The sequence below is a fragment of the Kocuria sabuli genome, from assembly GCF_040981185.1.
GTDB classification, from domain to species: Bacteria; Actinomycetota; Actinomycetes; order Actinomycetales; family Micrococcaceae; genus Kocuria; species Kocuria sabuli.
Window position 1 is genome coordinate 78,600 of record NZ_JAVHZE010000013.1, and the last position, 14,304, is coordinate 92,903.

12 protein-coding genes are annotated in these 14,304 nt (G+C 67.5%); 2 read left to right on the forward strand and 10 right to left on the reverse strand.

The features are described from left to right. Window positions 1–521: 521 nt before the first annotated feature. From RE027_RS13040 to RE027_RS13055, 4 genes are all read right to left on the reverse strand, one after another. The gene (locus RE027_RS13040; protein WP_368808705.1) at window positions 522–2,033 is read right to left on the reverse strand and encodes an aldehyde dehydrogenase family protein; all 1,512 of its coding nucleotides are present in this window, start codon (window positions 2,031–2,033) and stop codon (window positions 522–524) included. Window positions 2,034–2,127: 94 nt separating this feature from the next. After that, window positions 2,128–3,027 (reverse strand): 4-hydroxy-tetrahydrodipicolinate synthase, encoded by a 900-nt coding sequence (gene dapA, locus RE027_RS13045; protein ID WP_368808706.1) that lies wholly within the window; start codon window positions 3,025–3,027, stop codon window positions 2,128–2,130. A gap of 73 nt (window positions 3,028–3,100) precedes the next feature. After that, window positions 3,101–4,492: a protoporphyrinogen/coproporphyrinogen oxidase gene (locus RE027_RS13050; RefSeq protein ID WP_368808707.1), complete on the reverse strand. Its 1,392-nt coding sequence runs from the start codon at window positions 4,490–4,492 to the stop codon at window positions 3,101–3,103. A 406-nt stretch (window positions 4,493–4,898) separates the two neighbouring features. Beyond that, complete coding sequence (locus RE027_RS13055) at window positions 4,899–5,582, reverse strand: GntR family transcriptional regulator (RefSeq protein ID WP_368808708.1); 684 nt, start codon at window positions 5,580–5,582, stop codon at window positions 4,899–4,901. Between the two features lie 743 nt (window positions 5,583–6,325). Between RE027_RS13055 and RE027_RS13060 the strand changes: the two genes are divergently transcribed. Together RE027_RS13060 and RE027_RS13065 are read left to right on the forward strand one after the other, a co-directional pair. Next, window positions 6,326–7,783, forward strand: coding sequence for an alanine/glycine:cation symporter family protein (locus RE027_RS13060; protein WP_368808709.1), 1,458 nt, complete (start codon window positions 6,326–6,328; stop codon window positions 7,781–7,783). A 33-nt stretch (window positions 7,784–7,816) separates the two neighbouring features. After that, window positions 7,817–8,260 carry a universal stress protein gene (locus RE027_RS13065; RefSeq protein WP_368808710.1) on the forward strand — a complete coding sequence of 148 codons (444 nt, stop codon included), beginning with the start codon at window positions 7,817–7,819 and terminating at the stop codon, window positions 8,258–8,260. A 273-nt stretch (window positions 8,261–8,533) separates the two neighbouring features. Here the strand turns inward: RE027_RS13065 and RE027_RS13070 are convergent, their stop codons facing one another. From RE027_RS13070 to RE027_RS13095, 6 genes are all read right to left on the reverse strand, one after another. After that, window positions 8,534–8,671, reverse strand: coding sequence for a hypothetical protein (locus tag RE027_RS13070; protein ID WP_368808711.1), 138 nt, complete (start codon window positions 8,669–8,671; stop codon window positions 8,534–8,536). Further along, window positions 8,672–8,800, reverse strand: a complete 129-nt coding sequence (locus tag RE027_RS13075; RefSeq protein ID WP_368808712.1) for a hypothetical protein — start codon at window positions 8,798–8,800, stop codon at window positions 8,672–8,674. It lies immediately after the preceding gene. Window positions 8,801–8,860: 60 nt separating this feature from the next. Further along, the gene (locus tag RE027_RS13080) at window positions 8,861–10,096 is read right to left on the reverse strand and encodes an IS110 family RNA-guided transposase (RefSeq protein WP_368808713.1); all 1,236 of its coding nucleotides are present in this window, start codon (window positions 10,094–10,096) and stop codon (window positions 8,861–8,863) included. Between the two features lie 265 nt (window positions 10,097–10,361). Continuing rightward, entirely contained in the window at window positions 10,362–11,750 is a 1,389-nt protein-coding gene (locus tag RE027_RS13085) for a protoporphyrinogen/coproporphyrinogen oxidase (RefSeq protein WP_368808714.1), read from the reverse strand. A 290-nt stretch (window positions 11,751–12,040) separates the two neighbouring features. Continuing rightward, window positions 12,041–13,285, reverse strand: a complete 1,245-nt coding sequence (locus RE027_RS13090; RefSeq protein ID WP_368808715.1) for a flavin monoamine oxidase family protein — start codon at window positions 13,283–13,285, stop codon at window positions 12,041–12,043. Window positions 13,286–13,756: 471 nt separating this feature from the next. Then, window positions 13,757–14,304: aldehyde dehydrogenase family protein (locus tag RE027_RS13095; RefSeq protein WP_368808716.1), on the reverse strand; the 548-nt coding region annotated here is incomplete at its 5' end.

Consider the following 14,304-nt stretch of genomic DNA (forward strand, 5'->3'; position numbering starts at 1 on the left):
GCCCGAGCCCGACCACCTCGAGCCCGACAGCACCACGGTCGCGACTGTGCCGGCTGGTTCCTGCTGGACGTGGCAGCCCTCCACCCGTGGGGGTCGCCGTTCTCCCGGTCGGTGGCTGAGCACGAGCAGGTTTTCGCAGCGCTGCCGCCGTCGTTGCACGCCGTTGGCTCAGCCGCCGCTGACCGGTCCGGTCCTCGCCGCAGGTTCCGTCATGCAGCTGATGGGCCTACGGCGACACCTACCTCGACACCGCGTCGCTGAGGACCGCTGGTTCAACGCCGACAGCCGCCCGCGTCGACGGACGCCTCCGACCGCAGCGGCACCGACGATGTTGTCGCCAGGCCCGAGCGCCGTCGCGGCCAGGTGATCCAACGGCGGGCTCTCCGTGTCGGCAACGCTGAGCCGTGCCGCCGTTCCTGTCCGGCAGAGGCGTGGACCACCGCCGTCGAGGAACAGCCCCGCGTCCCGTGAGAGGTCGGCAAGAGCATTCATGGCGGTGGCCCACGGCCGGTGGAGGCGTTCTAGCGTCCCGTGTGGTGCATGACGTGCTTGGTCCGGGAGTAGTCGTCCAAGGCGTAGGCCGACAGGTCCCGGCCGTATCCGGAGCCCTTGAAGCCACCCCAGGGCATTTCCGTGGCCAGCACCAGGTGCGAGTTGACCCACACGGTGCCGGCGTCCAGACGTGAGGCGATGTCATGGCTGCGCTGGGCGTTGAGCGTCCACACCGAGGCCGAGAGTCCGAACGGCACCTCGTTGGCCCGGGTCACCGCGTCCTCCTCGTCGGTGAACGTCTCGACGGTCACGACGGGGCCGAAGATCTCCTCCAGCGAGCAGGCCGCGCCCTGCGGAACGTCCACCAGGACCGTGGGCGCCACGAAGAAGCCCGGCCCGTCCAGCGCGCCGCCGCCGACGGCGGCCTTCGCTCCGTCTGCCTGGGCTCGCTCGAGGTGCTCCAGGACCCGGTCGAAGTGGCTCTTCGAGATCATCGGACCGATCTCGACGTCGGCCCCCGCCCCGGGCTCGCCGACGACCAGGGTGCTCACCTGATCCACGAGCAGCTGGGCGAAACGCTCGGCGACCGACTCGTGGACCAGCACGCGGCACCCCGCACCGCACTCCTGGCCGGAGTTCCAGTACCCGGCCGTGCGCAGGGACTCGGCCGCGGCGGCCAGATCGGCGTCCTCGAAGATCACCACCGGGGCCTTGCCGCCGAGCTCCAGGTGCACGCGCTTGAGCGACTCCGCTGCGGCTCTGGCCACGGCGCGGCCGCTGTTGACCGAGCCGGTCAGGGCGATCATGTCCACCTGCGGGTGCTCCGACAGGCGGGCCCCGATCACCGACCCGGGCCCGGTGACGACGTTGAACACTCCGGTCGGCAGCAGGTCCGCGACCAGCTCGGCGAACTTCAGGGTGGTCAGCGGGGTCTGCTCCGAGGGCTTGAGCACGACCGTGTTGCCCGCCGCCAGGATCGGAGCGATCTTCCACACGACCATCAGTAGGGGGTAGTTCCACGGGGTCACGACCCCGACGACTCCCAGCGGTTCCCGCAGGATGACCGACAGGTGGTCCTCGGCGTACTCCCCGGCGGCCAGGGACGTCGTGGCGCGCACTGCCCCGGCCATGAACCGGAACGAGTCGATGGACATCGCCACGTCGTCCTCGGCCACCATCATGGGCTTGCCCGTGTTCAGCGCCTCCAGCCGGGCCAGCAACTCCGCGTTCTCGGCCAGCCGGTCGGCGATGGCCAGCAGCGCTTCCGCCCGGTGCTTGGGGGTGGTGGTACCCCACGTCCGGCGGGCCTGCACGGCTGCGCCCACCGCGGCGTCGACATCGGCCACCGTGCCCTGGGCGACCTGGCAGATGGCGTTCTCGGTGCAGGGGTCCACGACCGTCAGCGACCCGTTGTCGTTGCCGGTCCGGAACTGCCCGTCGATGAAGTGCCGGCCGGGGGGAAGCTCCTCGGCTGCCACGAGGGGGGAGGAGTCGGAGGCCCGTCGGACGGTGCCCGAGGTGGTCGTTGCAGGTGAGGTCATGATCGGTCGCTCCTGATGGTGATGGGCTGAATGAGGATGGTCGCGGTCCGGCGCGGGGACCGGCGTCGGCTGCCCGCCGGCCCCCCGGTGCCGCTCAGACGGAGGCCGACTCCAGCTGGAGCTCGGTCACGAGCTTCTCGATGCGGGCCAGGGACGCAGGATCCAGGTCAGCGGTGGGGCGCCGCGGACTCCCCACGGGGTGGCCGAGCACACCCAGGGCGGCCTTGATGGCCGGCACGAAGGCCGTATTGAGCAGGACGTCGATCAGCGGGTAGATGCGGTTCCACTCGGCCCGGGCCCTGTCGAGATCCCCGGCGGCGACGGCCTGGTGCACGGCCACGATCTCCTGCGGGGCGACGTTCGCAGCACCGGCCATCACCCCGGCCGCACCCTCGGTCAGCGCCGCCAGGATCAGCGCGTCCCACCCGATGATGGTGGAGATGTGCTCGGCGTGGTGGTGGATCAGCTGGTTGGCCTGTTCCATGTTGCCGCTGGAGTCCTTGATGTAGCGGATGTTGTCGACCTCGCGGGCCAGTTCCCCCACGGTTTCGTGGTCGAGGTTGACCCCGGTGGCGGCCGGGATGTTGTAGAGCATCACCGGCACGTCCACCGTCTCCGCCACGGTGCGGATGTAGTCGGTGGTCTCGGCCAGCGACAGCGGCTCGTAGTAGGGGGTGACCAGCATGAGCACGTCGGCGCCGCACTGCTGGGCGTGCCGGGACAGACTGATGGCCTCGGCCGTGCTGGTCGCCCCGGTCTGGGCCACCACCGGTACCCGGCCGGCGGTGTGCTCCACGACCGTCTCCACCACCAGGCGTCGTTCCTCGGCGCTGAGGGCGGCGAACTCCCCGGTGGAGCCGCAGGCCACGACGCCGTCGACTCCTCCGTCGATGGAGCGGTCCACGAGGAACCGCAGCTGCGCCTCGTCGATCGAGCCGTCGGCGGTGAAGGGGGTGGCGAGGGCGGTGAGCACACCGCTGAGCTGAGAGGACATGAGTTTTCCTGTCTGTTGCTGATGGTCGAGGACGTGACGGAAGGTCGGGTTGTCGAAGTCGGTGAAGGGGGCGTCACACGAGGCTGGCAGAGCTCGGCACGAGGTGGCGGCGGGTCTGCTGCTCGGTGGCCAGCAGGCTGGTGGCCTCCTGCGCGGCCGAGAACCCGGTGGTGATGGAGCTTTCGGTGTATAGGGTCCCGAGGTAGTCACCGGCCAGGAAGACGCGATCGGTCCCCCGCATGAGCGTGGACTGCAGCTTGGCCCGGCCCGGGAAGCTATAGGGGGAAGCGATCCTCCAGCGATCCGTCTGGGCCTCGACGACGCTGTCCGCGAACCCATGGCCCAGCACCTGGTCCAGATCGGCGAGGTGGGTCCGGGCGACTTCCTCGTCGGTCTTCTCCAGCAACGCCCGGCCCAGGCCGGCCGGTGAGAACGTCATGAAGCTGCCGCCGGGCCTGCGCACGGATTCCGTGCCGCGGATGATGCTGGCCTGGTTCAGGGCGATGGCGAACGAGCACTTCGGTGCCGCAATGGCATAGATGTCGTCCCATGGCCTCGCTGACGTCTCGTTCGTCAGGAAGGCCGTGCTCACGTGCGGGCCGTACTGGATCCGGGCCAGCGCACCGCGCAGCTCCTCCGGGAGGTCCACACCGATCCGGTGCGACACATCGGCGGTGGTCGCCAGTACGACGGTGCGGGCCTCGACCTCATGGTCGGCATCGTCCTGGCGGTAGCGGACGAGGACGGAGTCCTTCCGGTGCACGACCTCCTGCACCGCGGCGCCGAGCTCGATGCGCTCCCCCAGGGCGGCGGCGACCGCTCCGGTCAGCGTGGACGGGCCGCCGACGATCCCACGGTTGAGCCCCTGACCGATGCCCAGCACGAGGCTGAAGTAGCCGATGCCGGCCCCGGCCGAGATCTCGTCCATGTCACCGGCGGAGCGGGTGACCGTGGTCTGGAACAGCGCGGCGGCGTCCTCCGACAGGTTCCCGATGTAGTCGAGGAACGAGCGGTCGTTCTCGAAGTCGTAGATCCGCTGCTGCCGCATGGCCCCGGACTCCCCGGAGCGCTTCCGCACGACGCCCGTGTACTCGGCGACACCGCTGACGACCTTCATCCCGGCCCGCACCGTGTCGAGGCGGGAGGACAGAGACATCGGGATGCGCAACGGGTAGGTGGCGATGTGTCCCTTGCGGATGAACTTCCCGTTCATGGACAAACCCTGGAGGGACCCGGGGATCTCAACGGCCGCCACACCCACTTCACCGAGCAGGGCATCGGTGGAGGATCCCGGACCGGCAAAGACATGCCCGCCCCAGTTCAACCAGTAGTCACCCCGGCGTTCCGAGCGGATCCGCCCCCCGACACGGTCCTCGGACTCCAGCACCACGGTGTCCCAGTGCCGCAAGCGCCAGGCGGCGGACAGACCGGCCAGGCCGGCGCCTACGATGACTGCGTCTTTCATCGGTTTCCCTTTCGATCAGCCGTCCCTGGCCGAGAGTCGGAGCCTGGGCGGTCGAGGAGCCATGGGGTGTGATCAGTGCTGGCGATCCGGGGACCGAGACGGTTCCCGGTGACCGTTCCTGCCGTCGGCCGTGCGTCGGAACGGGGATGGCCGGGAAGAGCGCTGTCCAGGGCCGCCACGCAGCTGTGGGACCGTCATCCAGAAGATGTGGTGTGGATCTCCTACAACCATAGAATGTGATCACACATCACACAAGAGGCGACACGAGCTTCTGAAATCCCGGATGCACCGGTGCCACCCGAAAAGCCTGGACACGAGGGGGCAGGGGCGGCTCCACCGGCAACGACGAGGGGCCGCGCCGAGAGACGATCTCCCGGTGCGGCCCCTCATGGTCCTCGACGTCTCCCTAGAGCACAGACGCCTTGCTGGGCAGGGCCTGACGGATGCGATCGGTAGCACTGAGCAACGACTCGTTGTTGATCCGTGCGGCCGCTGCGACATCATGGTTCGCAGCCGCGTCGATCAGCTGCTCCTGGAACATCGAGAGCACGGATGGGTCGCCGGAGTCCAAGGTGTTGCGTGCTCCGACGATCTTGTAGGGCCGGCAGCGTCGCCACAGGGTGCGGATCATCTCCAGCAGAACGGGGTTGCCGGAGGCCGTGTACAGGATGCTCAGCAGTTGCTCGTCGTGGTCCAGGAGATCGGCCACGCGCTGCTCGTCGAGCGCTTGGCGCATGGCTCGGTACTGCTCGCGCATCTGGTCCACCGCGCTCGGGGACACGCAGGCCGCCCCCAATCGCACCGCCTCCACCTCGAGCAGCCGGCGCACGTCGTAGACGTGCAGCAGTTCTTCCGCAGTGAGCCGTTTGACCACGGCCCCCTTGTAGGGCGCCTTCTCGGCCAGGCCTGCTTCTTCGAGCCGCCTGATGGCCTCGCGCACCGGCATGACGCTGGTGCCCAGTTCGGCGGCGAGATCACGGATCAACAGTCGGTGACCGGCGGGCAGATCCCCGTTCATGATCCCGTCGTGGATGGCCTCGAAAACCTGATCCGCCACCAGGACGCTGGGCTCAAGTTTGTTCAACGCCATGGGGCTCATTCTAGGACCCACCCCACGGCGGCTTGTCCCCACGGCCTCGAGTGGCAGGACGGAGGCCCTCGCTGGTCGTCCTTCGCGCCGACCACAGCGACAGGGCCCGTCTGGGTGGCCGAATCCAGCTCCTCCCAGGAGTTCGCGCCCCTTGATGCCCTCCGCACCCTGCAGGTCGGCACAAAGGTCGCAGCACGATGAAGGTCGCAGCGAGGGTCGATGCCGAGCGCTCGCCGACAGTCGTCGTCGTTGAGGATGCTGCACACGATCGGCAGCACGAGCAGGATGCCGACCATGCTGAGCCAGCGGATCAGGCCGCAGCCGATGTCGCCCCCGCCCCTGCGACTGGAAGAGGCCACCGCCAGGGGTTGCACGCAGGACAGGCCCCCGTCGTGGGCCGCTCAACAGTAACCATCCTTTAACACATATCCCTTGCTTGATCTGTGATCACAAATTACAGTCGATTCTGGTGATGCAAGACACACCTGCCGGATCGTCGGTCGCTGCGCATCCACTGCCCTTCTGAGCCTCGGCCCAGCCCTGGACCGCACTTCCCGCTCATCGCCTTCCACGGAGGAGTGGCCGGCCATCCGGCAGCACCCGGTGACCAGGACGCCTTGCCGATTTTTCATTGGACTCACACCTCCTCGGAGGTCAGGATCGCTCCACCAGCCCACGGCCTGTGCCGCGAGCCATCGTCCACACATCGAATTCCCGCTCAATCACTCTCCGAGGAGTCAACGATGGTTGACCAGATTTACGCAATCGGCGACAGGCTGTGGCTGATCATGCTCTTCATGGCCATGCCGATCGGGGTGTACCTGACGGTGCGCACCCGCTTCCTCCAGATCCGGCTGTTCAAGGACATGATTCGCCAGCTCAAGGGCGACGGCAAAGAGCACGAGGGCGGCCTGACGCCGTTCCAGGCGCTGTCGCTGACGATCGGCAACCGCGTCGGTGTCGGCAACATCGCCGGCGTCGCCACCGCCATCGGCTTCGGCGGGCCCGGGGCGCTCTTCTGGATGGGAGTGATGGCCTTCTTCGGCGGTGCAACCGCCTTCGTCGAGTCGACCCTCGCACAGATCTACAAGCAGCGGATCGACGGTGAGCTGCAGGGCGGTGTCCCCTACTATCTGGAAAAGATCACCCAGAAGCGCTGGCTCGGCATGATCGCCGCCGTGATCGCGCTCATCCTCTACACCCTGCTGGCCCCGGGCGTGCAGGCCACCAACATCGGTGTCGCCGCGGAGTTCGGGCTGGGTGTGCCGACCTGGGTGACGGGGCTCGTCATCACCGCCACCCTCGGCCTCATCATCTGGGGTGGGCGCCAGCGCATCCTCAAGTTCGTCAATGTCGCCGTCCCCCTCATGGCCGCGGGCTACCTCCTCATGACGGTGCTCGTGCTGATCCTCAACATCACCCAGGTGCCCGCAGCCATCGTCCTGATCTTCAGCAGCGCCTTCGGAGCTGACTCCGTCTACGGTGGAATCATCGGAGCGGCGATTGCCTGGGGCGTGCGCCGAGCCCTGTTCTCCAACGTCGCCGGCGTGGGTGAGGGAACCTACGCCGCCGGTGCCGCCGATGTGTCCCACCCGGCCAAGCAGGGGCTGGTGCAGGCGTTCTCCATCTACATCGACACCTTGACGATCTGCATGGCCACCGGACTGATGCTCGTGGTGACCGGCAGGTACAACGTGGTCACCACGGACGGCACCGAGATCACGACCAACCTGCCCGGTGTGGCCGCCGGCCCCAACTTCACCCAGGCAGCCGTCGAGACGGTGTGGGAGCCTGCGGGTGGACCGTTCATCGCCATCGCGATCGCATTGTTCGCGCTCACCACGATCGTCGCCTTCTACTTCATCGCCGAGGCCAACCTGGCCTACCTCGTCGGGCACCGCAATCCCGTCCTCGTGCGGATCCTCGAAGTCGCCATCCTCGCCGTGACCTTCTACAGCACGATCTCGGACGCCGGCCTGGTGTGGGCGACCGCCGACATCGGCTACGGCGCACTGGGCCTGCTCAACTTCACCGCGTTGATCTTCGTGTCCGGGATCGCCATCAAGACGCTCAAGGACTACGACCAGCAGCGCAATGCCGGTCTCGACCCGGTGTTCGACCCCACCAAGCTGGGCATCAAGCACGCCACCTTCTGGGAAGACCTCAACGCTGATGCCAAGGTTCGACGCGCCCACCACTGACGTCACGCTCCCGCAACTCACGAAAGGCTTCCCATGACTGAGCTGATTCTCGTCGGCACCGATGGGTCCGAGACAGCCACCATTGCTGTGTCCGAAGCAGCCGACCTCGCCGCGAAGCTGAGCGCCAGGCTGCTGATCCTCACGGCGTTCCTCAACGGCGTCGACACGAAACTGGGGGGACAAGCGCACAACATGCCCGCACCGAAGCACTGGCGCTCCGCCCACCGGGCCGAGGCCGAGACGGTCCTCGCCGAAGCCGTGGACTCGCTCGGTGAGACCGACGTCTCCGTGGAGACTATCGCCCAGGAAGGTGACCCGGCTGACGCCATCATCAGGGTCGCCGAGGAACGCCAAGCCGACATCGTCGTGGTCGGCAACAAAGGCATGGCTGGGATCAAGCGATTCCTCCTCGGCTCTGTGCCGAGCAGGGTTGCAACTCACGCTCCGTGTTCGGTACTCATCGTCCGCACCACCTGACCGGCAGCCAAGACGCCAACTGCGCTGGCAACCAATGCCCGCTCCCCATTGCCGCGAGGTCAGCGACGAAGAGTCGCTGACCTCGCGGCGTAACCCACTTGGCGGCGACCAAACCGCAAACAACGTGGTGGGGTCCAACCAGCGCGAAGTTGACCCCCTGACGGCACATCAGCTTTTCATGGCCTCCCCAGTCATCGTCTTGGACGCCTTTGACACTTGAAGCCCCCAGGCAGAGCGCAAGAACCCGGGGAACCCCGTCGGCGGCGAGCTCGCTCACGAGCCGGTTGTGCCTTTTCCCGGCAGGTTCGCCTGCGACAGGTAGGCCGCGGCCCGTCGCAGGACCTCGTTCTCCTGCTCGAGCAGGCGGATCCGCTTCTTCAGCTCACGGTTCTCGACGTCGGCCTGGCGCATTCACTTCGACAGGGTCATCTCGTGGGTGCCGAGGTCCTCGGCGGTCTGCGCCAGGGTCATACCGTCTTCGCGGGTCCGGGCCACGCGCACCACGTCGCCACGGAACTCTTGGGGACAGGGAGCGGGCACAGCAACGTCCTTCCCGGCCGTCCCACGGACGAGCTGGATCAGGTGATGCTCCTATGCGTGTCAAGCGGTGGTGAGCCAGGCCCGGTAAGCGGTGGCCAGTGCCGCGTTGGGGCGTTTGCCGCGTTCGAGTTCGCTCAGCCGGGTTGGTTCTGCTCCGATGCTCATCGCGGCCTGGGCCAGGGTGGCTCCTCGCTGGTGCCGGAGGTCTCGAAGATCCTCGGTCGCAGGCAGGGGTTCGGGGTGGACGATGAGGTGGAACGCCTCACGAGCGATCGCGCGTTTGAGGCACCGCAGGACGTCCTTCTTCGATTTCCCGTTGGCACGCAGTCGCCCCGCATAACTCCTCGTGCGTTCCTCGTTGGACAGGCGCACCAGGGCGATCTGGTGCAGAGCCCAGTTCGCTTGCCGGTCCCCGCCGCGGTTGAGGCGGTGCCGGTTCGTTTTCCCCGACGACGCCGGAATCGGTGACGCTCCGCACAGCGCGGCGAAGGAGCCTTGCGATCGCAGCCGCTCGGGGTTGGCCCCGGCGGTGACCAGAAGAGTCGCGGTGGTGATCACCCCGTATCCCTTGGTCGCGATCATCGCCGGCGCTGCACGGCCGACGAGGATTCTCAGTTCGTCCTCGAGCTCGGTGATCTCCACGGTGAGGTACTGGTGCCGGCGTGCCAGTCGCCGTAGGGCGTGACCGGTCGCCGTGGTCACCGAGTCGGTGGCCCGCCCCGGTCGGGTGGCGGCCAATGACTCGACCAGGCAGCGCTCGTTCAGCCCCTCCCAGCGGCTCCTGATCGCCTCGGGCGCGGTAATCAGCATGGACTTGATCTGGCGGATCACCGCGACCCGGGCCTTGATCGCGCTACGCCGCACACCCAGCAGCACACGGATCTGCTCGATGACCCCCGCCCCGGTCTTGGCCATCGGCAGGGCCTCCGGTTCGGCCAGAGCCTGCGCAGCAGCGGCGTAGGCGTCGAGCGGATCGGACTTCCCGTGCCGGCGTTGGGCCCGTCGAGGCCGGACGACCTCGCGGATCTCGACCCCTTGGCTCATGAGGTACCGGGCCAGACCGGCGCCGTAGGAACTGCTGCCCTCGATACCGACCAGCCGCGTGCTGCCGAAGGACCGGATGAAGGCCAACAGCTGTTCATAGCCTTGCGTTCTCGCGGGGACCTGCAGATCTCCCAGCCGGACGCCGGTAGCACTCAGAACCGCGACGTAATGGGTGTCGGCGTGCGTGTCCACGCCAGCGACAACGTCGAGCTCAGATGGGGAGTCGATGACTGCGGTGGTGGATGTCGTCATGATGGCACCGTGCCTTCTTCACCAGTGGGCACGTCGGCCATGGGCCGGGCAGACAAGACGTTGACGGGGCTCACCAGGCTCGTATGAAGTCATGCTCGCCACTGGCCGACATGCATCGGACAGCGTCTTCATCACCGGCCCGCGGGCGGATCAACTGGAAGACAAGCGTTGCTGGCTGTCAGTCACCTGCAGAGTCACACGCGCCGGTGATGAAGACGCTTCCATCATCAACGTCACCTATTCGTGCGGCAGTCCCTTTCGTGCATCAGTCCTTGGCTGTGGGCGCGAGGTGGTGGCGGCGGGTCTGCTGCTCGGTGGCCAGCAGGCTGGTGGCCTCCTGGGCGGCCGAGAACCCGGTGGTGATGGAGCTTTCGGTGTAGAGGGTCCCGAGGTAGTCGCCGGCCAGGAACACCCGGTCGGCGCCTCGCATGAGCGTGGACTGCAGCTTCGCCCGGCCGGGGAAGCTGTAGGGCGTGGCGTTGGCCCACCGGTCCGTCTGGGCTTCGACGACGCTGTCGGCGAAGCCGTGACCGAGCACCTGGTCCAGATCGGCGAGGTGGGTCTGGATGACTTCCTCTTCGGTCTTTTCCAGCAGCGCCCGGCCCAGGATGGCTGGGGAGAAGGTCATGAAGCTGCCGCCGGGCCGGCGCACGGATTCGGTGCCGCGGACGATGCTGGCCTGGTTCAAAGCGATCGCGAAGGAGCGTTTCGGGGCGGCGATGGCGTAGATGTCGTCCCAGGGCTTGGCTTCGGTCTCGTCGGTCAGGAAGGCCGTGGTCACGTGCGGGCCGTACTTGATCCGGGCCAGCGCACCGCGCAGCTCCTCCGGGAGGTCCACGCCGATGCGGTGCGAGACATCGGCGGTGGTCGCCAGTACGACGGTGCGGGCCTCGACCTCATGGTCGGCATCGTCCTGGCGGTAGCGGACGAGGACGGAGTCCTTCCGGTGCACGACCTCCTGCACCGCGGCGCCGAGCTCGATGCGCTCCCCCAGGGCGGCGGCGACCGCTCCGGTCAGCGTGGACGGGCCGCCGACGATCCCACGGTTGAGCCCCTGACCGATGCCCAGCACGAGGCTGAAGTAGCCGATGCCGGCCCCGGCCGAGATCTCGTCCATGTCACCGCCAGAGCGGGTGACGGTGGTCTTGAACAAGGCGGCGGCGTCCTGCGAGAGGTTGCCGATGTAGTCGAGGAAGGACCGGTCGTTCTCGAAGTCGTAGATCCGCTGCTGGCGCATGGCCCCGGATTCGCCCGGGCGCTTGCGCACCACACCGGTGTACTTGGCCACGCCGCTGACGACCTTCGCCCCGGCCCGCACCGTGTCGAGGCGGGAGGACAAAGACATCGGGATGCGCAACGGGTAGGTGGCGATGTGTCCCTTGCGGATGAACTTCCCGTTCATGGACAGCCCCTGCAGGGACCCGGGGATCTCCACCGCCGCCACACCGGTTTCGGTCAGCAGGGCATCGGTGGAGGACCCGGGGCCGGCGAAGACGTGGCCTCCCCAGTTCAACCAGTACTCCCCTCGGCGCTCGGAGCGGATCCGCCCCCCGACGCGGTGCTCGGACTCCAGCACCAGGGTGTCCCAGTGCCGCAAGCGCCAGGCCGCGGACAGACCGGCCAAACCGGCACCTACGATGACGACGTCTTTCATGGCGTTTCCTTTCGATTAGCCATCACACACAACGGCGCACGGCCCTTAGGGACGAGAGGCATGGGGATGTTTCCTGCGCAGAGCCATGAGACCTGGCACGTCAGGTCTCACGGCTCTTGGGCGTTCTCATGCGGGGGTCACGTGCCAAAGGCCGGTCTGTGTGGTGTCAGGCTCGGCGGTAACAATCGTCGCCGTCGCTGGGGCACCGTCGCTGAGGCGGTTGGCAGCAACGGGCTCCAGGTTGGGCCAGCGGACCTCGTTGAGCGCGATGCGCCCTGGCGCACTCATCCTCATCGCGCCACCTCCGTCGTGATCCCGAGCGTGGCGTGCACGCGGTCCGCGGCCCGCTCCCCGCTGCGCAACGCGCCCTCCATGAGCCCGGTGTAGACGGCCTCGGTGTACTCACCTGCGAAGTGCACGTCACCGATCGGATCCTCGAGCGCCGCCGCGTCCGCAGGAGTGAAAGTGGGGGCGTGAGCGCTGTACGCTCCCAGGGCAAATGGGTCGCTCGACCACACAGTCGCCAGCGCCTCATCCGCGATGTCGAGATCCGGGCGGAAGTCTCGCACGCCGCGCAGCCAATCGGCTGGGTCGTTGGCGACATCAGCGCGGGCGATCGCGGCTTCGGAACCCATGAAGCTGTTAAGTACAGGGGCCACCTCGCCCGAGGCGTCGATGGCCGTCCACGTCCAGTACCGTCCCGTGACCGACATTATTGCGGAGGTCGGCGGGACGCTGCGTAACGGTGCGTGCAGCTTCACGGCGTGCCCCTGCACCACACCGCGCAGTGCCCGCTCACGGGACTCAGAGGTCGGCGAATCGACCGCGCCACCCTGGCGGAGCACACCGAGGGGCAGCGCGATGATGACCGCGTCATACCGTTCGGGGCCTTCCGCCGTAGTAACCGCGGCACCACCTTCCGGTAGCGCGACGACACGGCTCACGGGCATCCGAAGCCGGAGGGCGCTCCCGAGCCGCTCAGCGAGGGCCTTGGCGAGGGACTGGTTTCCACCAGCCAAGCGGGAGCTCGGCTGGGGCGTGAAGGACGCAACGTGGTTCAGCGTGGACGCGGTCACATCCGCAGCGTCCACGGCGGTGGAAATCTCAATACGGCAGCGCAACGCGTCCACGAGCAGCGGATCTGCCTCGATCTGCCGGAGAACGTCCTCGGCAGTCGTGCCCGCCGGCGACGCCGCAAGAATACGGGCGGCTGTGGCGCCGGCTGCAGTGATGTCGGCCGCGGTGATGCCAGGTGCATCACCCGGCTCACGGACGTAGTAACTCATTCCGGTTTTCACGAGGCGAAGGCCTAGCTCCTCGACGAGCTCGCGCATCCGGTAGTAGTCAGGTAGCACGAACTCGGCACCCCGCTCAATGATGCGGGCGCCGCTACATGTGGGAAGCTCGGAGGACCAGACGCGTCCGCCCACCCGGTCACGGGCTTCCAAGAGGGTTACCTCATGGCCTGCAGACTGTAGGCGGTAGGCGGCGGCGAGGCCTGCGAAGCCGGCGCCGACGACAGCGGTGCGATACATCAGATGTGCTCCTTGGTGTGAGTCGTGGTGTCGATGACGAGGTATGGACACTGCTTCGGCGAAGGAGCGGCCCTGATTTCCGCAGCCCAGGCGATCTACGAATGCAGGCCACCCACTATGAGTCAGCCGGCGACAAGCAGGGTCGCTGGCAGGCCAACTGGCAGCAGTTGCGCGGCTCGGCCGGCGTGACAAGCGCGTCAGCAGAAATGCTGGCACTGAACCGTCGATAAGGCTGATGTTGCCGTTGAGAAGAAGCAGCCGCAGCAATGGCGGTGAAACGTGTTAGCCGGGGCCTCCACCCGCCGGGCTAAGGCCCCGACTAACAGAACCGCAGTAAGTCGCCTGCGACCAACCTCATGACCGGGTACGTCCAGCCGCTCCTGCACCCGCTGTCCACAGTCCACTTCAATTACTGCGGCAGCGCGAGCCGTAAGACCTGGTGTGCCAGGCCTGACGGCTCTTGCGCGCTTGTCAGGCGGGGGTGCCGGTGCCGGGGTGGGGGAGGTCGGCCCAGGGGTTCTCCACGCCGATGTACTGGGTGGTGGTGTACTCGGCCAGGCCTTCGGCTCCGCCCTCCCGGCCGAGGCCGGACTGCTTGACCCCGCCGAAGGGAGCCGCGGCGTTGGAGATCACCCCGACATTGAGGCCCATCAGGCCGAACTCGATCCGGTCCCCGATGCGCAGCCCGCGGGAGATGTTCTCGGTGAACACGTAGGAGGCCAAACCATACTCGGTGGCATTGGCCAACTCCACGGCCTCGTCCTCGTCCTTGAACGTCACCACCGGGGCCACGGGGCCGAAGATCTCCTCGGTCACCGCCCTCGCATCACGGGGGACGTCGGTGAGCAGAGTGGGCTCGAAGAAGTAGCCCGGACCCTCCACCCGCTTCCCCCCGACCACGACCTTCGCCCCGCGCTCGATGGCGTCGGTGACGAACCCTTCCATGGCGTCCCTCGCCTTGGCCTCGACCATCGGCCCGACGTTCACCCCGTCCTCCACGCCGTTGCCCACGGTCAGTG

Coding starts and splice junctions, on each gene's coding strand:
- RE027_RS13040 (WP_368808705.1), bottom strand. CDS start 2,033: ATGACCTCACCTGCAACGACCACCTCGGGCACCGTCCGACGGGCCTCC.
- dapA (WP_368808706.1), bottom strand. CDS start 3,027: ATGTCCTCTCAGCTCAGCGGTGTGCTCACCGCCCTCGCCACCCCCTTC.
- RE027_RS13050 (WP_368808707.1), bottom strand. CDS start 4,492: ATGAAAGACGCAGTCATCGTAGGCGCCGGCCTGGCCGGTCTGTCCGCC.
- RE027_RS13055 (WP_368808708.1), bottom strand. CDS start 5,582: ATGGCGTTGAACAAACTTGAGCCCAGCGTCCTGGTGGCGGATCAGGTT.
- RE027_RS13060 (WP_368808709.1), top strand. CDS start 6,326: ATGGTTGACCAGATTTACGCAATCGGCGACAGGCTGTGGCTGATCATG.
- RE027_RS13065 (WP_368808710.1), top strand. CDS start 7,817: ATGACTGAGCTGATTCTCGTCGGCACCGATGGGTCCGAGACAGCCACC.
- RE027_RS13070 (WP_368808711.1), bottom strand. CDS start 8,671: ATGCGCCAGGCCGACGTCGAGAACCGTGAGCTGAAGAAGCGGATCCGC.
- RE027_RS13080 (WP_368808713.1), bottom strand. CDS start 10,096: ATGACGACATCCACCACCGCAGTCATCGACTCCCCATCTGAGCTCGAC.
- RE027_RS13085 (WP_368808714.1), bottom strand. CDS start 11,750: ATGAAAGACGTCGTCATCGTAGGTGCCGGTTTGGCCGGTCTGTCCGCG.
- RE027_RS13090 (WP_368808715.1), bottom strand. CDS start 13,285: ATGTATCGCACCGCTGTCGTCGGCGCCGGCTTCGCAGGCCTCGCCGCC.